General features: G+C 69.8%; 17 protein-coding genes. 6 read left to right on the forward strand and 11 right to left on the reverse strand.

Annotation, left to right across the window (positions count from 1 at the left end; all coding sequences use genetic code 11):
- Window positions 1–42 precede the first annotated feature (42 nt).
- Both ACOJUJ_RS09145 and ACOJUJ_RS09150 read left to right on the forward strand, forming a co-directional pair.
- Entirely contained in the window at window positions 43–489 is a 447-nt protein-coding gene (locus ACOJUJ_RS09145) for a hypothetical protein (protein WP_420126554.1), read from the forward strand.
- Between the two features lie 12 nt (window positions 490–501).
- A complete protein-coding gene (locus ACOJUJ_RS09150) occupies window positions 502–819 on the forward strand; it encodes a putative quinol monooxygenase (RefSeq protein ID WP_420126555.1) in 318 nt (105 codons plus the stop codon).
- A gap of 15 nt (window positions 820–834) precedes the next feature.
- Here ACOJUJ_RS09150 and ACOJUJ_RS09155 read toward each other — a convergent pair whose 3' ends face one another.
- Window positions 835–1,431 carry a hypothetical protein gene (locus ACOJUJ_RS09155; RefSeq protein ID WP_420126556.1) on the reverse strand — a complete coding sequence of 199 codons (597 nt, stop codon included), beginning with the start codon at window positions 1,429–1,431 and terminating at the stop codon, window positions 835–837.
- A gap of 181 nt (window positions 1,432–1,612) precedes the next feature.
- On the opposite strand from ACOJUJ_RS09155, the gene ACOJUJ_RS09160 reads away from it, so the two are divergent.
- From ACOJUJ_RS09160 to ACOJUJ_RS09170, 3 genes are all read left to right on the forward strand, one after another.
- Window positions 1,613–2,560, forward strand: coding sequence for a hypothetical protein (locus ACOJUJ_RS09160; protein ID WP_420126557.1), 948 nt, complete (start codon window positions 1,613–1,615; stop codon window positions 2,558–2,560).
- A 205-nt stretch (window positions 2,561–2,765) separates the two neighbouring features.
- The gene (locus ACOJUJ_RS09165) at window positions 2,766–3,197 is read left to right on the forward strand and encodes a hypothetical protein (RefSeq protein WP_420126558.1); all 432 of its coding nucleotides are present in this window, start codon (window positions 2,766–2,768) and stop codon (window positions 3,195–3,197) included.
- Window positions 3,198–3,312: 115 nt separating this feature from the next.
- Window positions 3,313–3,630 (forward strand): hypothetical protein, encoded by a 318-nt coding sequence (locus tag ACOJUJ_RS09170; RefSeq protein WP_420126559.1) that lies wholly within the window; start codon window positions 3,313–3,315, stop codon window positions 3,628–3,630.
- 210 nt (window positions 3,631–3,840) lie between these two features.
- Here ACOJUJ_RS09170 and ACOJUJ_RS09175 read toward each other — a convergent pair whose 3' ends face one another.
- From ACOJUJ_RS09175 to ACOJUJ_RS09200, 6 genes are all read right to left on the reverse strand, one after another.
- The gene (locus tag ACOJUJ_RS09175; protein ID WP_420126560.1) at window positions 3,841–4,242 is read right to left on the reverse strand and encodes a RidA family protein; all 402 of its coding nucleotides are present in this window, start codon (window positions 4,240–4,242) and stop codon (window positions 3,841–3,843) included.
- A 2-nt stretch (window positions 4,243–4,244) separates the two neighbouring features.
- Window positions 4,245–5,891, reverse strand: coding sequence for an AMP-binding protein (locus ACOJUJ_RS09180; RefSeq protein WP_420126561.1), 1,647 nt, complete (start codon window positions 5,889–5,891; stop codon window positions 4,245–4,247).
- A gap of 273 nt (window positions 5,892–6,164) precedes the next feature.
- Window positions 6,165–6,545 carry an endonuclease domain-containing protein gene (locus ACOJUJ_RS09185; RefSeq protein WP_420126562.1) on the reverse strand — a complete coding sequence of 127 codons (381 nt, stop codon included), beginning with the start codon at window positions 6,543–6,545 and terminating at the stop codon, window positions 6,165–6,167.
- A gap of 180 nt (window positions 6,546–6,725) precedes the next feature.
- Window positions 6,726–7,157, reverse strand: a complete 432-nt coding sequence (locus ACOJUJ_RS09190; RefSeq protein WP_420126563.1) for a hypothetical protein — start codon at window positions 7,155–7,157, stop codon at window positions 6,726–6,728.
- Window positions 7,157–7,576, reverse strand: coding sequence for a hypothetical protein (locus tag ACOJUJ_RS09195; protein ID WP_420126564.1), 420 nt, complete (start codon window positions 7,574–7,576; stop codon window positions 7,157–7,159). The genes ACOJUJ_RS09190 and ACOJUJ_RS09195 overlap by 1 nt, the downstream gene beginning before the upstream one ends.
- Window positions 7,573–8,742, reverse strand: coding sequence for an acyl-CoA dehydrogenase family protein (locus tag ACOJUJ_RS09200; protein ID WP_420126565.1), 1,170 nt, complete (start codon window positions 8,740–8,742; stop codon window positions 7,573–7,575). Before ACOJUJ_RS09200 ends, ACOJUJ_RS09195 begins: the two co-directional genes overlap by 4 nt.
- Window positions 8,743–9,031: 289 nt before the next feature.
- Between ACOJUJ_RS09200 and ACOJUJ_RS09205 the strand changes: the two genes are divergently transcribed.
- On the forward strand, window positions 9,032–9,445 hold the full coding sequence (locus ACOJUJ_RS09205) for a hypothetical protein (protein ID WP_420126566.1): 414 nt from the start codon (window positions 9,032–9,034) through the stop codon (window positions 9,443–9,445).
- A 369-nt stretch (window positions 9,446–9,814) separates the two neighbouring features.
- Here the strand turns inward: ACOJUJ_RS09205 and ACOJUJ_RS09210 are convergent, their stop codons facing one another.
- The 4 genes from ACOJUJ_RS09210 to ACOJUJ_RS09225 form a co-directional block, all read right to left on the reverse strand.
- A complete protein-coding gene (locus tag ACOJUJ_RS09210; RefSeq protein WP_420126567.1) occupies window positions 9,815–10,648 on the reverse strand; it encodes an enoyl-CoA hydratase family protein in 834 nt (277 codons plus the stop codon).
- Window positions 10,649–10,973: 325 nt separating this feature from the next.
- A complete protein-coding gene (locus ACOJUJ_RS09215) occupies window positions 10,974–12,536 on the reverse strand; it encodes a diguanylate cyclase domain-containing protein (protein ID WP_420126568.1) in 1,563 nt (520 codons plus the stop codon).
- Window positions 12,537–12,544: 8 nt separating this feature from the next.
- Window positions 12,545–13,330 carry an SDR family NAD(P)-dependent oxidoreductase gene (locus ACOJUJ_RS09220; protein WP_420126569.1) on the reverse strand — a complete coding sequence of 262 codons (786 nt, stop codon included), beginning with the start codon at window positions 13,328–13,330 and terminating at the stop codon, window positions 12,545–12,547.
- A 5-nt stretch (window positions 13,331–13,335) separates the two neighbouring features.
- Window positions 13,336–15,126, reverse strand: a 1,791-nt coding sequence (locus ACOJUJ_RS09225; RefSeq protein WP_420126570.1) for a bifunctional salicylyl-CoA 5-hydroxylase/oxidoreductase, incomplete at its 5' end; no start/stop codon positions are given.

Consider the following 15,126-nt stretch of genomic DNA (forward strand, 5'->3'; position numbering starts at 1 on the left):
CTTCCGCAGCCCCATCCACCCACCCTGATCCGCGAGAGACCGATGGACCAGCCGCGCAGCTTTGCAGGCATCTGGTATCGCTCCAAACCCGTAACGGAATCCACCCAGGCGGATCCGTTCGTCCGTGAGCGCGGGTCGCTGGCGGTGACGGGCGACACGATCACGTTCCAGGGGCCGCGGACGCAGGTGGTGATGCGCGGCGTGGAGGCGGTGGAGTACGGGGTGCACGGGTCGATGAACAACCCGTCCGTGCACGTGCGCTACCGCGAGGACGGCGAGCCGCGGAGCGCGTGGTTAACGGACGGCGGGATGGGTGGATACGCGGGGATGTTCGGCGGAACGCGGCGGCTGGCGGATGCGCTGAGCCACCTTGCCCCCACCACGTTCGACGACACCGGAGCCAGCCGGGTGCAGAGGCGGCTGGCGTGGCTGCTGGTGGGCGTGGTGCTGGTTTTCATCGTGCGGGCCTTTCGGGCGCGCTACACGTAAGGGGTGATGCGGATGCGATTTGGAATGTACGCCAGGATGGTCGCCCAGCCCGGCCGGCGGGACGCGCTCACGGCCATCCTGCTGCGCGGGGTTGAGGGGCTGCGCGCGCACGGCTGCCACCTGTACGTGGTCAACCACGCGGCCGACCACCCCGACGCCGTCTGGGTGACGGAGGTGTGGGAGTCGCGCGAGGCACACCGCGCCTCGCTGGAGCTGCCGGAGACGCGCCAGGCCATCGGCGAGGCCATGCCGCTGCTGACGAACGACTTTCAGAGCATCGAGCTGGACGTGGTGGGCGGGCTGGGCGTGCCGGACGCGTCCGGATCGTAGCGCCGGGCCGGCGCGCTACTTCTTCTTCCGCGTCCCCGCCTTGCCGCCGACGTGCGCCCACAGCGCCTGCTCCACGGTGGCCGGCGTCCATGGCGCGCCCAGCTTGTCCGCGCGGTCGCGGAGGGCGGCGGCGTACTTCGCGTAGTAGGCGGGGGTGAACGCGACGGTGCCCAGCCCGGGGACCTGCGCCCCCACCAGCTCGTCGAAGAAGGGATAGATGTCCGGCGCGGCGGCCGCGGCGATGGCGGAGGCGGTGGCGGGGCCCACGCCGGCCAGTTCGGCGAGCAGCGCGATGGGGCGCCTGGAATCGGGGATGGCGGCCAGCGCGGCGGTGCTGGTCTTTTCCACCACGTCGGCCGGATTGCCGCGCACCAGCACCAGGTTGCGCGGGCGAAAGATGCCGCGCGCCATCTTCCACTCCGTCACGCGCACCAGCTCGTCGTGCGTGACGTGCGCGGTGCGGCGGGACGCGATGGCGGCGGGCAGGTCGTCGCGGTACCAGCGGTCCAGCTCCGGCAGCCGCGCCACCTCCTGCGCGGCGATCACGGACGCGTACGCGTCCAGCGCCGCCTGCCACGCCGCGGCATCGTCAGACTTCCACAGGGTCGCCATCCGGTCGGCACAGGGTGTGATGATGGAGGATGGCCGCGCCCGCGTGGGGATCGGCCGGGAGAGGGAACCATGGCGGCGGTGCGCGGCTATGATGCCCGCCGTAAATGTACGCGTCCCGTCGCCGTTTCGCCCGCCGCCGCCGCGCGGCCGCACATCGACCCCGCACCGACCCGGCACGCTGATGTCATTCGCGGATTGTTTCCGCCGCCGCGGAACGGCGCTCGTCGTTCTCCTTGCCCTCGCCGCGCCGGCCGCCGCGGCCGCGCAGCCGCGGCAGGTGCCGGGAACGCGCGTGACGCTGCAGCCGCCGGACGGGTTCATCCCCGCGGAGCGGTTCTCGGGCTTTCAGCGGGCGGAGGACAACGCATCCATCGTGGTGGTGCAGCTGGAGGCCCCGTTCGCCCAGATGGAGGGGCGCCTGACCGATGAAGCGTTCGCCGAGCAGGGAATGCGCGTCCGCGGCTCCGAGCAGCTTTCCGTGGACAGCCTGCGCGCCCGGCTGGTGGCGGTGACGCAGGAAGCCCGGGGCGAGGCGTTCGACAAGTGGGCGCTGATGTTTGGCGACGGCGAGGTCACGGTGATCATCACCGCCACGTACCCGCAGCGCCTGGCCCCTTCGCTCGACGAGGCCATGCGGCGGGCCGTGCTCTCCGCGCGGCTGGGCGACCGCGCGCCGGCGGACCCGCTGGCGGGCCTGAACTTCAGGATCGACGAAGGCCCCCGCCTGCGCATTGCCCAGCGGCTGGGCAACACGCTGCTGCTGAACGAAAGCGGCCGGATCCCCAATCCGGGCCCGGCATCGCCGTTCCTGGTGGTGGGCGTTTCCGTCGCCCCGTCCGACCTGGGCGACCTGGAGGCGTTCTCGCGCAGGCGGATCACGCAGACCGCCAGCTTTTCCCGGATCTCCAACATAACCGGATCGGCCGTAACCATCGACGGCTCCCCGGCGTACGAACTGTTCGCGGACGCCGTGCAGACCGAAAGCTCCACGCCGGTCAGGCTGTACCAGGTCGTCGTCGCCGAAGGCAGCCACTACCACCTGATCCAGGCCTCGGCCGGCGTGGAGAGCGCGGCCGAGTTCATCCCCGAATTTCAGGCCATCGCCCGCACCCTGCGCCGCACGCGGTAAGGCACGGATCGAGGGTGGTGCGATACGAATCCCGCGTCGAACCAGCCTCGTCTGGAGCGAATCAATTCGCGGCAACAACGTCACACTGTCCGCCTGCGCGGACACGGCGGCCCAGCCGTGTGCGCGGTCCCGAGCCCCTCCGCGTCCGCAGCCGGTAGATCATCCCGATCAACTGCATCCCAATCCGTACGACGAGGGAATCTCGATGGCGAGTGCTGCGCTCCGGCTGTTCTGGCACGCTGAACGGGGGGACAACTTCACCACGGCGACGGAGGAGGGCGTCGAGGGGGCGCGGGAGGCGGGCTACACGCCCGTGCGGGTGGAAGGATACGTGCACACCGTCCAGGTGCCGGGCACGGTTCCGCTCAGGCAGTACTGGCACCCGGTGCGGCAGGACAACTACCTGACCGCCACCGAGACGGGTCAGGAGGCGGCGCTGGAGGTCGGCTACCGCTTCGTGCGGGTGGAGGGATACGTGTACCCCGTGCCCGCGCCGGGGACCGTGCCGCTCAAGCTGTACTGGCACACCGGACGGCGGGACAACTTTACCTGCGCCTCCGACCGGGCGGATTTCGACGCCGGCGCCGCCGACTACAGGCTGGTGCGGATCGAAGGGTACGTGCATCTCAACCCCTGATCCATCAAATTGTGGCGCGATGGTACGCCCGATCCTTGCAGCGGATTGTTTGATGCGGCGGCCCCGCTCCGCGATCGCGCCAGCGTCCGACCACCTCAATGCGAGATTTCTGATGATGCGGCTCATCCCAGCGCTGCTGCTCACCCTTGCCGTCGCCGCGTGCGGCCAGAGCAGCGCCGAGGCGCCAATCGGTGTTGCGGCCGACTCCCAGGCGGTGGCGCGCAGGCTCGTCGAGCTGCCGGCCGAACCGCCGACGGGTCCGCTGCCGGCGCACTGCCATCCCGCCTACTGGCCGTGCGTGCCCAGGGTGGAGGACGTGGACTGCCTGGGGCAGAGCAACGGACCCGTGCTCATTGGCGGGCCGGTGGAGATCATCACCTCCGACCCGTACAAGCTGGATGATGATGGAGACGGGATTGGATGCGAGGGGTGACGGGCACCCGCTGGGACCCTCACCCGCTCGCTTATGCTCGCACCCTCTCCCGCAAGCGGGAGAGGGTATAAACGTCGCACAAACCGCCGTCGCGGTGCCGCCAGTGCGGTGCCGAACCACGGCCTGACGCCTTCACCCGTTCACCCGTTCACCCGTTCACCCTCACACCCTCACACCCTCACACCCTCACACCCTCACACCCTCACACCCTCACACCTGCCTCGGCACCACCGCCGTCGCCTCGATCTCGACCTTGGCGCGCTCCTCCAGCAGGCCGGCGACGACCACCAGGGTCATCGCGGGGTACTCGCGGCCAAAGGTGTCGCGCCACACGCGGCCCAGGGCGCGGGTGTCGGCCATGTACGCGGCGCGGTCGGTGACGTACCACGTCATCCGCGTCAGGTGCTCCGGGCCGGCGCCGGCTTCGGCCAGCACGGCGCGCACGTTGCGCAGCGCCTGGCCCACCTGGCCCACAAAGTCGTCCGTCTCAAACGCGCAGGTCTGCGGGTTCCAGCCAATCTGCCCGGCCACGAACACCAGCCGCCCCTCGGCCTCGATCCCGTTGGAGTATCCGCGCGGCGCGCCCCACCCCTCCGGCTGCAGAATCTTCATCGTCACGACGGCTGGCGAAGGCGAAAGCGCTGCAGCTTGCCCGTCTGCGTGCGCGGAAGCGCGTCCACGAACGTAACGCGGCGCGGATACTTGTAGGGCGCGATGCGGGCCTTGACCCACTCCTGAAGCTCCTTGACCAGCGCGTCGCCTGCCGCACTCCCCTCGCGCAGGACGACAAAGGCGCTCACCACCTGCCCGCGCTCCTCGTCCGGCAGCCCCACCACGGCGCACTCGGCGACCTCCGCGTGCTCCAGCAGCACGCCCTCCACCTCGGGCCCGGCGATGTTGTAACCGGCGGAGATGATCATGTCGTCGGTGCGCGCCTGGTACCAGAAGTAGCCCTCCTCGTCCATCCGGTACGCGTCGCCCGTCAGGTTCCACCCGTCCAGCACGTAGCCGCGCTGCCGCTCCTCGTCGTCCAGGTAGCGGCACCCCGTCGGTCCCTGCACCGCCAGCCGGCCCACGGAGCCCGGGGGGAGCGGATTTCCCTCCTCGTCGATCACCCGCGCCCGGTAGCCGGGGACGGCCTTTCCGGTCGATCCGGGGCGGATGTCGTCGCCGGACGAGCCGATGAAGATGTGCAGCATCTCGGTGCTGCCGATGCCGTCGATGATGCGGATGCCCGTGGCACGCTCGAACGCCTGGAACGTGGGCAGCGGCAGCGTTTCGCCGGCGGAAACGCACTTTCGCAGCGACGAGATGTCGAAGCCGGGCACCAGGTCCGGGATGGCCCGATACGCCACCGGCGCGGTGAACAGGATGGTGGCGCGGTGGTCCTGGATGCCCTTGAGCAGGTTGGGCGGCGCAGGCTGCTCGATCAGCAGCGCCGCGGCGCCCGCGCGCATGGGAAACAGCACCAGCCCGCCCAGGCCAAAGGTGAACGCGAACGGGGGGGACCCGCAGAACAGGTCGTCCGGCCCCGGCTGCAGGACGTATTTCGAGAACGTGTCGCAGACGGCCAGCACGTCGCGATGAAAGTGCATCGCCCCTTTGGGCTTGCCCGTGGTCCCGGAGGTAAAGGCGATCAGCGCCACGTCGTCCGCGGCCGTATCCACCGCGTCGAACTCCGCGGGCTTGCCGCGCATCAGCGCATCCAGCGCCCCCTCGTCGTCCGTCCCCCACGCCACGATGCGCTCCAGCACGGGCGCCATCCCCCGCGCCTCGTCCAGATCCGCGGCCAGCAGCTGGTCCGTCAGCGCGAAGCGGATCTGCGCTTTTTCGGCCACGGTGGCCAGCTCGCGGGCGCGCAGCAGCGGCATGGTGGCGACGACGATGCCGCCCGCCTTGAGCACGCCGAACCAGCACGCCGCCATCATGGGCGAGTTGAAGCCGCGCAGCAGCACGCGGTTGCCGGGCACCAGCCCCAGGTTGTCGCGCAGCACGGCGGCGATGCGGTTGGAGCGCTCCACCACGTCGCGGTACGTCCACCGCCCGCCGTCCCACACGAACGCGGTGCGGTCGGCGTGGCCCGACTGGGCCATGCGGTCCAGCAGCTCGACGGCGCAGTTCAGCCGCGGCGGATACGCCAGCTCGGAAAGGCCGCCGTCGTCGATGAACGGCAGCAGCTCCGGCGGCGGCAGGTGGTCGCGGGCGAAGGTGTCCACGTGGGCGGTGGGTTGTGTGAGGACGTGGGTTTCCATCGTAGCCATGGGTGCTACCCGGGATGGGACGGACGACGGGATGCGGTAGAATGACCAACGTGCACGGCGCGCGCAATCGGCGGGCCGGCTGGAGACGGAACGGCGTAGCTTGCGGTGTGCGTGGAGAGGGTGGGTGCGAGATGGTGGGCCGCCCCCCTCCCCGACCCTCCCCCACAAACTGCGTGGGGGAGGGAGGTTTGACATCTCGTCGCTAAGAAGATCTCGCACGTGCGGCTGGCACCTGCCTCCCCAGCCCTGTCCCACAACAATGCGGGGAAAGTTTCAGATCGTCGCGTGGCGGGGATCATCGAAATCCACACCTGCGGCGGCGGCGATGCGGGCGAGCACGGCCCAGATGTTACGCACCTCTTCGTTGCGCACGCGGATGACGCGAATCCCCAGCTGTTCCAGGGCCTGGGTACGAGCGGCGTCGCGCTCCGCCTGCTCGGGCTCGTCGTGAACGCCGCCATCTACCTCGACCGCAAGCTTGTGCGCGGGGCAGTAGAAGTCCAGGACGAAACGGTCGATGGCGTGCTGCCGGCGAAACCGCATCCCGCGGATTCCCTCGCCGCGCAACGCGTTCCACAGCAGATGCTCGGCCTCCGTCATCTCGCTGCGCAGCCGCCGCGCGGCCTGCTGGATTGCGGGAGTCCTCCTTCGCATCCACGGCCGCTCAGGCCATGCATCACCCATACGAAAGCTCCAATCTGCGACCCTGCGCGATTGAGTTCTCCCTCCCCCACGCAGTTTGTGGGGGAGGGCCGGGGAGGGGGGCGGCCCACCATCTCGCACGGGTCTGTCCAGGCGCCCTCCACCGCCTGCCGCTCGTACCAGTGTCTGAAGCTACCCCGAGCTCCGGCCCGTCAGCCGCTGAAGCTCGGCGCCTTCCTCGGCGCTGAGAAAGTACCAGACGTTCTGGTTGTGCGCGACGGAAAAGATGATGGCCCGGCCAGCCCAGACCAGCTCCGCTTCCACCCGCTCGCCGCGGTAGAAGGCCGCACTCCACGAATCGTTGGGCCTGTGGATGAAGTCCGGCATCCGCATCGGCTCTTTCTCCTTTGGCGCGCGGATGAACGCTACGAGGCGGCGCACGGCGGCGGGGTCGCGGATCTCGTATACGAAATCTTCCGGATCCACTACCACCACGCGGTCCACGCGGTGCGACGGCAAATCGGGCGGGGCGTACAGCAGCCGATGGATGAAAGCCTGCCCGCCAATCAGCATGACCGCCGTGCCCACGAAGCGCCGCAGCGCCCGCACCTTCCATGGCCTCATCATGGCTCCACCAGACGCCGCAGCTCGGCAAGCTCGCTACGGGTGAGCGGACGAACGGCCGTCTCCAGGCCAGAGGAGGCGCCCAGGTTGTGCGCGTTCCAGAAGACTGAGCCCTGGAGTTCCGCGTGCCGGTAAAAGGCGAGGTGCGAGATGTCGGGGATGGCGGCGGTGAGAGGGATGGGCAGCCACCCAGCCTGCCGGCCGCGGACGAACTGAACGATCCGCGCCACAGCGGCAGGGTCGCGAATGTCGCGCACCGGAATACCGCGCTCGAGCACCACTACGCGGTCCACGTCGACCGGCGGCAGATCGGCGGGCACGTCCAGGGCGCGGGTGACGGCGGTGTCGGCGGCCAGCAGCATGGCCGCGGTGCCCGCGAAGCGCCGCAGCGGCGGCGCGAGCCAGGAGTTCATCGTCATCCGCCTGTCTCTTTCAAGAGCTGACCGGCGATCACCAACTTCTGGATCTCGCTGGTGCCTTCGTAGATGCGCAGCGCGCGGATCTCGCGATACAGCGTCTCCACCGGCGCGCCGCTCACCACGCCGCGTCCGCCAAACATCTGCACGGCGGCGTCAATGACGCGCTGGGCGGCTTCAGTGGCGTACAGCTTGGCCATCGCGGCTTCGCGCGTGACGCGCTCCGCGCCGGAGTCGCGCGTCCACGCGGCGCGGTAAACCAGCAGCGCGCTGGCGTCCACCTCCAGCGCCATCTCGCCCAGCGTGGCCTGGATGAGCTGAAAATCGCGCAGCGGCCTGCCAAACGCCTGCCGCTCGCCCGTCCACCGCACGCCCTCGTCCAGCGCGCGCCGCGCAAAGCCCAGCGCCGCGGCGCCCACCGTCGTCCGGAAGACGTCCAGCGTCCCCAGCGCCGCGCGCATCCCCGCGCCCGCCTCGCCCACCAGCGCGTCCGCGGCCACGCGGCACCCGTCGAACGCCAGCGTGCCCAGCGGGTGCGGCGCGATCACGTCGATGCGCTCGCTCACGCGCAGGCCGGGGTTGTCCGCATCGACCACGAACGCCGCATAGCCGCGCTCGCCGGCTTCGGGAAAGCGGGTGAAGACGACGTAGTGGTCGGCGATACCGGCGTTGCTGATCCACGTCTTGGTGCCGTCGATCACGTACCCGCCGTCCACGCGCCGCGCCGTGGTCTGCATCGCCGCCACGTCCGAGCCGGCGTCGGGCTCCGATAGCGCAAAGGCGGCGATGCGCTCCCCGCGCGCCACGGGCGGCAGATACCGTTGCTTCAGCGCGTCGGAGCCAAAGAGGGAGATGGGGCCGCTGCCCAGCCCCTGCATGGCGAACGCGAAGTCGGCCAGCCCCCACGCGCGCCCCAGCGTTTCGCGCGCCAGGCAGAGGGAGCGCACGTCCAGCCGCGCGTGCGCGCCGCCGTACGGGGCGGGGACGCACAGCCGCAGGATCCCCGCCGCGCCCAGCCGCCGCACCAGCTCGCGGCACGCGCCGTCCACGTCGCGCTCGTCGTGCGGCATCGGCGCGATCCGGTCGCGCACGAACGCCTCCAGCTCGTCCGCGAGCCCGCGGTGCGCGTCGGTAAAGAAGGGCCAGGCGAGGAAGGTGCGGTCGGGCATCTGAAGAAGAGTTCGAGGCGGCAAGGGCGAATGGATTCGTGGCAACAACCACACGAAGTCCGCCTTCGCGGACTGGAGGTACTGGTGTGAGCCTCCAGAATTGAGCCACGTGGAGGCTGCCGCTGGAGCACGGCAACAACATCACACTGTCCGCCTTCGCGGACGGGGGCGCGCTCAACGACGGGAGGTGGATACGTTAAATCAAGGTGGCTTAAAACTTTTTTAAAGCGACCTCCGTACAGAGATGCGACCGATGGTCTTTCACGATCCTTCACAGGAGGTACATACGATGTCGGGGTTGGTCGAAATCCTGTATCCGCTGCCGGACAGGCGCCGCACACCGCTCTCCACCATCCGCTGGTGGGAATCGCGCCGCCTGGTCTTCAACCAGGTGTTGGGTGCCACGGGCCTGGTGTCGCTCATCGGTATGGTGTTCTTCGCCGCGCTCCCTCCGAACTCAGTGTACGTGTCCCTGGAGGTGCTGGTGGGTGCGGCATTCTACGGCGCGCTGGCGAACGTGTGCTACACGCTGGGATGGATGATCGAGCTCCTGGCCCGGCTGATGTGGGGGCGAAACGCGCCCAACCTGGGGCCGCTGCTGTTCCGTCAGGGAACGATCTTCGCCGTCGGCCTGACGTTTCTTCCGATGCTTCTTTCGGTGATCTTCTGGATCGTTTCCGTCATAGGGTGGATCCTGCCCTGACGCCGCAAGCCGAGTCACATCGTCTACGAGGATTCGGTGGTCGAAGCCCCGCGCAGTCAGCGGAGCTTTTTTGCGTTTATGGGGCGAGTCCACTCATCGAGTTTCTGATCCATCCACATCAAGATCCGCCCGTCCGCCCGCAGGGCGCGAGTGAACACGATGCGAATCTGAACCGGTAACGTGCCGCCCGACTGTGGTGCGGGCAGCCGCGTCCGGGTTCGAGCTCGCGGAGCCTAGATTCTTCGGCCCTGCGACCCGTGGCGCGAGAGGCGGGGCCGGCGTGGGCGGGCCTCAGAACGACAACCTTGGACGCCCCGCCTCTACTTCCGCACTTCCGCACTTTCGCACTTCCGCACTTTCGGACTTCCCTCAGTTCCCCTCGAACACCGGCTTTTCCTTCGCGGCAAAGGCGCGGTAGGCGCGGGCGAAGTCCTCGGTCTGCATGCAGATGGCCTGGGCCTGGGCTTCGGCTTCGATGGCCTCGTCCACCCCCATCGACCATTCCTGGTGCAGCGCGCGCTTGGTCATCCCGTGCGCGAAGGTGGGGCCGGTGGCGAGCGACCGGGCCAGCGCGTGCGCCTCGTCCAGCAGCGCATCGGGCTGGATCAGGCGATTAAAGAAGCCCCAGCGCTCGGCCTCGGCGCCGTCCATCGACCGGCCGGTGTACAGCAGCTCGCTCGCGCGCCCCTGCCCGATAATGCGCGGCAGCAGTGCGCAGGCGCCCATGTCGGCGCCGCTCAGGCCCACGCGGGTGAAGAGGAAGGCTACCTTGCTGCGCTCCGTCCCCAGCCGCAGGTCGCTGCTCATCGCCAGGATGGCGCCGGCGCCCGCGCACACCCCGTCGATCGCGGCGATCACCGGCTGCGGGCAGGCGCGGATCGCCTTGACCGTGTCGCCCGTCATCCGGGTAAAGGCGAGCAGGTCGTCCATCCGCCCCTCCTCCTTCATCCGCACCAGCGGGCCGATGATCTCGTGCACGTCGCCGCCCGAGCAGAAGTTGCCCTCCGCGCCCGTCATCACCACCACCTTGACGTCGGTGGCGAACGCCAGCTGGCGAAAGGTGTCGCGCAGCTCGGCGTAGGATTCAAAGGTAAGCGGGTTCTTCCGCTCCGGCCGGTTGAGCGTGATGGTGGCGACGGGCCCGTCCACGGCCCACGCAAAGTGCTGGGGGCGAAAGTCGGCGGCGAGGAGCTTGGTGGTCATGCGAGAGACAGGGCGAGAGTACGAAGGTGCGAAGGTGCGAAGGTACGAAGGTACGAAGGTACGAAGGTACGAAGGTACGAGAGTGCGTCAGTTGCTGAAACCGATGCTGGTTGCGCAGGTGCTGCCTGCGAGGGTTCCGCGTTCCGCGTGCGGATTAAGCCGATCCTGCCCGGTTGCGGATGCGCTGGTGCCTGGAACGCCGCGCACCGCCGGGCCGCCGTGTCCGCGCAGGCGGACAGCGTGACGTTGTTGCCGCGAATTCATTCGCTCCTGCGGGCGGCACGTTCCCGGTTCAACCCTCGCACCGGAGCCGCATTCCGCCCGTTCACCCGTTCACCCGCTCACCTTCCCGCACGGCGCGGACGCGGTTGCGGCCTTCACCCTTGGCCAGGTACAACGCCCGGTCCGCGAGCTCCACCAGGTAGCGGGGATGCAATCCCGCGGCCGGGCGGACGGTGCCGATCCCAAGGCTGAGCGTAACCACGGTAGACACGCCGGACGCGCCGTGGGGAATGGCCATCGCCTCCACGCGGGCACGCAGCATCTCGGCGGTGGTGGTGGCGTGGCCCTCGTCGGTGTCGGGGAGCAGGACGGCGAACTCCTCGCCGCCGTATCGCGCCACCAGGTCGCCCGCGCGGTGCAGGCTTTCCGCAAGCCCCCTGGCTACCTGGCGCAGGCAGTCGTCGCCCCGCTGGTGGCCGTGCAGGTCGTTGTAGTCCTTGAAGCAGTCGATGTCGGCCATCAGCAGCGACAGCGGCCGTTCCGTGCGCGCCGCCCGCCGCCACTCCAGCGCCAGCCGCCGGTCAAAGCGGCGGCGGTTGGCGATCCCCGTAAGCCCGTCGCGCGAGGACAGGCGCGACAGGCGGCGGTTGGCCCGGGTGAGGCGCGCGTTGGCCTCTTCCAGCTCGCGGTTGATGGCGGCCATGTGGATGGCGCCCGCCAGCTGGTCGGCAAAGGTGCGGAATACCGCCTGGTTCTCGGGTGTAAACGCGTCGTGCGTGGGGCTCTCCAGGTTCAGCGCGCCCAGAATGCGCCCGCCCAGCCGGATGGGCACCGAGTACTCGCACACCACCCGCGGATCGGCGACGATGTAGTCCGGGTCGGCGGCCACGTCGGCCACCAGCTGTGGCTCGCCCGTGCGGATGGCGCGGCCCACGACGCCTTGCGACAGCGGCCACGACAGGTTGACGGGCACCCCTGGCTCCCCGCCCGCCTCCGCCGCCTGCTCAAACTCGCCGCGCTCCTCGTCCACCAGCAAAATGGCGGCGGTGGCGAGCGGAAAGTGCGCGTGCACGTAGTCCACGATGCGCTGCAGCAGCAGGTGCAGCTCGCCCGCGTCCATCGCCGCCTTGCTCACCTCGCGCACCATCTCCAGCAGCCGCGCCCGCCGCCGCACCTCGTCGTACAGGCGCGCGTTGGCGATGGCGCCGGCCACCTGCTCCGCCACCGTCTCCAGCAGCGGCAGCTGGCCGTGAAACGCGCCCGGCCGCGTGCTTTCCAGGTTGATGACGGCCACCGTGCGCCCCCCGTGCCACACGGGCACGCACAGCTCCGCGGCGGCGCCAGGCAGGGTGTCCACGAAGTTGGATGCGCCGACTACGTCGTCCAGCAGGATGGGGCGGCCCGTCAGCCCCACCTCGCCCACCACGCCGCTTCCCAGCGCGCGGCTGTACCCCACGTGGATGGCGGAGGGCATGTCGGTGGAAAGCGCCTCGCACACAAACAGGCCGCGCTCCCAGTCCACCGAGCAGCACGCCACGTACTCCCATCCAAACTTCTGGCGCAGCACGTCGGCCACGCGCTGGAACATGGGGCGCATCTCAAGATCGAGCGTGGCGATGCGCGCCACCTCGTTCAGGACCTCCAGACGCCGGGTCTCGGAGGACATGGGCATGCCTACATCACCTCGCCGCCCGCCACGGCGATGGCCTGGCCGGTGACGGCGGCCGCGTCCGGCGAGCAGAGCCACGCCACCGCCGACGCTACCTCCTCCGGCCGGATCAGCCGCCCGATCGGCATCACCCGGGTGATCGCCTTTGCCGCCTCCTCCTCCGTGCGCCCGGCATCCACCAGGTTGCGGATGGCGGAGGCGGCCATCTCCGTGTCCGTGTAGCCAGGGCAGACGGCGTTGACGGTGATCCCCTTCTTCGCCGTCTCCATCGCCAGCGCGCGGGTCAGGCCGATCACCCCGTGCTTGGCGGCGCAGTACGCGGCGGTGTGGCTGTATCCCTTGAGCCCCGCCGTGCTGGCGATGTTGACGATGCGCCCCGCGTTGGCCTTCAGCATGGCCGGGAGCACCTGCTGCGTGCACAGAAAGGTGCCGGTCAGGTTGACGCCGATCATCCGGTCCCACGTGTCGCGCGTCGTCTCGGTGAACGCGACGCCGGCGGACTGCCCCGCGTTGTTGACCAGGATGCGCGGCTCGCCCACCGTCTCGCGCACCAGCCCAAAGGCGCGGGTGACGGATGCCTCGTCGGCCACGTCGCAGGTGGCGAACTTGGCCGTGACCCCGTACGCCGCCGCGATCGCGTTCGCCTGCCGCTCCATCGGGGGCTTGTCGCGGCCCAGCAGCGCGATCGACGCTCCCGCCGCCGCCAGCGCCTCCGCGATCGCCGCGCCGATCCCGCGCCCGCCGCCGGTGACCACGGCCAGCTGTCCCTCCAGGAACCGTCCGTCCGTCATGGCCCTCAGATGGTGGAGGTGCCCAGCATCTCCTGCTGGCGCTTGAGGCTGCGCTCCAGCTGGCTCTTGCCGCTCAGGTACTGGTTGGGCCAGGGCTGCTCCGTCCACCCCAGCTGCGCGGCGGCGTGCAGCGTCCAGTGCGGGTCGGCCAGGTGCGGGCGGCCCAGCGCGCACAGGTCCGCGCGCCCCGCGGCGATGATGCCGTTCACCTGGTCCGCCTCGGTAATGTTGCCCACGGCGATGGTGGGCACCCCCGCCTCGTTGCGGATGCGGTCGCTGTACGGCGTCTGGAACATGCGCCCGTACACCGGCCGCGCATCCGGCGTGGTCTGTCCCGTCGATACGTGGATGATGTCGGCCCCTTCGGCGCCGAACGCACGTGCAGCCTGCACCGCCTCGTCGGCGCTGATGCCGTCCTCCACCCAGTCGGTGGCGCTGATGCGCACGGAGATCGGCCGGTCTTCCGGCCACGCCAGGCGCATCGCCCGGAACACCTCCAGCGGAAAACGCAGCCGGTTCTGCAGCGTTCCGCCGTACTCGTCCGTCCGGCGGTTGGAGATGGGCGTGATGAACGACGACAGCAGGTAGCCGTGGGCGCAGTGCAACTCGATCATGTCGAACCCCGCCTCGGCCGCCATGGCCGCCGCGCGCACGTGCTGCTGAATGACGACGTCCATGTCTTCCGGCGACATCTCGCGCGGCACCTGGTTGCGCGGGCCGTAGGGGATGGCGGACGGGCCCATCACTTCCCAGCCGCCGTCCTGCAGCGGCTCGTCCATCCCCTCCCACATCAGCCGCGTGGCGCCCTTGCGGCCGCTGTGGCCCAGCTGCAGGCAGATCTTTGACCGGCTGTTCGTATGGATGAACCGGGTGACCCGGCGCCACGCGCCCACGTGCTCCGGCGCGTACATCCCCGTGCACCCCAGCGTGATGCGCGCCTCGGGGCTCACGCACGTCATCTCCGTCATCAGCAGCCCCGCGCCGCCCAGCGCGCGCGAGCCCAGGTGCACGAGATGGAAGTCGTTGGGCAGCCCGTCCACGGCCGAGTACATGTCCATGGGCGACAGCACCACGCGGTTCTCCAGCCGCAGCCCGCGCAGGCGGAACGGCGTGAACATGGGCGGGGGCGCCGTCTCCGGCTCCTGCCCGCTGGCGCGCGAGGCGAACCACCGCTCCACGCCCGACAGGTAGGCGCTGTCGCGCAGGCGCAGGTTCTCGTGGCTCACCCGCTGGCTGCGCGTGAGCAGCGAATAGGCGAACTGCGGCGGGTCCAGGTGGATGTACCGGCGCACGTTCTCGAACCACTCCATGGAGTTGCGCGCGGCGTTCTGCAGCCGCAGCGCGTCCGTCATCCGCTCTGCCTCGTACTCCGCCAGCGCGTCGTCCAGAAGTCCCTCGTCCCACTCCGTGTTAGGCGGATTGAGCACGCGCGCGAGCACGATGGCATCCTCCATGGCCAGCTTGGTCCCGCTGCCGATGGAGAAGTGCGCCGTGTGGGCCGCGTCGCCCATCAGCACGATGGGGGCGGGCTGGGCCGCGACGTGGAACCAGCGCCCGCAGCTCACGCGCGTAAAGCGGATCCACGGCGAGCGCATGTGCGGCGCGTTGCTCTCCAGCGGATGGCCGTCCAGCCACGGCGCGAACACCCGCTCGCACTCCGCCACCGTTTGGGCCTCGTCCATCCGGTCGAAGCCAGCGTTGGTCCACGAGCGCTCGTCGCATTCCACGATGAACGCGCTGTGGTCCGCCGAGTAGCGGTAGGCGTGCGCCTGGAACACGCCGTGCTCGTTCTCCAC

Source organism: Longimicrobium sp., assembly GCF_048594345.1.
Taxonomy (GTDB): Bacteria; Gemmatimonadota; Gemmatimonadetes; order Longimicrobiales; family Longimicrobiaceae; genus Longimicrobium.

Coding starts and splice junctions, on each gene's coding strand:
- ACOJUJ_RS09145 (WP_420126554.1), top strand. CDS start 43: ATGGACCAGCCGCGCAGCTTTGCAGGCATCTGGTATCGCTCCAAACCC.
- ACOJUJ_RS09150 (WP_420126555.1), top strand. CDS start 502: ATGCGATTTGGAATGTACGCCAGGATGGTCGCCCAGCCCGGCCGGCGG.
- ACOJUJ_RS09155 (WP_420126556.1), bottom strand. CDS start 1,431: ATGGCGACCCTGTGGAAGTCTGACGATGCCGCGGCGTGGCAGGCGGCG.
- ACOJUJ_RS09160 (WP_420126557.1), top strand. CDS start 1,613: ATGTCATTCGCGGATTGTTTCCGCCGCCGCGGAACGGCGCTCGTCGTT.
- ACOJUJ_RS09165 (WP_420126558.1), top strand. CDS start 2,766: ATGGCGAGTGCTGCGCTCCGGCTGTTCTGGCACGCTGAACGGGGGGAC.
- ACOJUJ_RS09170 (WP_420126559.1), top strand. CDS start 3,313: ATGCGGCTCATCCCAGCGCTGCTGCTCACCCTTGCCGTCGCCGCGTGC.
- ACOJUJ_RS09175 (WP_420126560.1), bottom strand. CDS start 4,242: ATGAAGATTCTGCAGCCGGAGGGGTGGGGCGCGCCGCGCGGATACTCC.
- ACOJUJ_RS09180 (WP_420126561.1), bottom strand. CDS start 5,891: ATGGCTACGATGGAAACCCACGTCCTCACACAACCCACCGCCCACGTG.
- ACOJUJ_RS09185 (WP_420126562.1), bottom strand. CDS start 6,545: ATGCGAAGGAGGACTCCCGCAATCCAGCAGGCCGCGCGGCGGCTGCGC.
- ACOJUJ_RS09190 (WP_420126563.1), bottom strand. CDS start 7,157: ATGAGGCCATGGAAGGTGCGGGCGCTGCGGCGCTTCGTGGGCACGGCG.
- ACOJUJ_RS09195 (WP_420126564.1), bottom strand. CDS start 7,576: ATGACGATGAACTCCTGGCTCGCGCCGCCGCTGCGGCGCTTCGCGGGC.
- ACOJUJ_RS09200 (WP_420126565.1), bottom strand. CDS start 8,742: ATGCCCGACCGCACCTTCCTCGCCTGGCCCTTCTTTACCGACGCGCAC.
- ACOJUJ_RS09205 (WP_420126566.1), top strand. CDS start 9,032: ATGTCGGGGTTGGTCGAAATCCTGTATCCGCTGCCGGACAGGCGCCGC.
- ACOJUJ_RS09210 (WP_420126567.1), bottom strand. CDS start 10,648: ATGACCACCAAGCTCCTCGCCGCCGACTTTCGCCCCCAGCACTTTGCG.
- ACOJUJ_RS09215 (WP_420126568.1), bottom strand. CDS start 12,536: ATGTCCTCCGAGACCCGGCGTCTGGAGGTCCTGAACGAGGTGGCGCGC.
- ACOJUJ_RS09220 (WP_420126569.1), bottom strand. CDS start 13,330: ATGACGGACGGACGGTTCCTGGAGGGACAGCTGGCCGTGGTCACCGGC.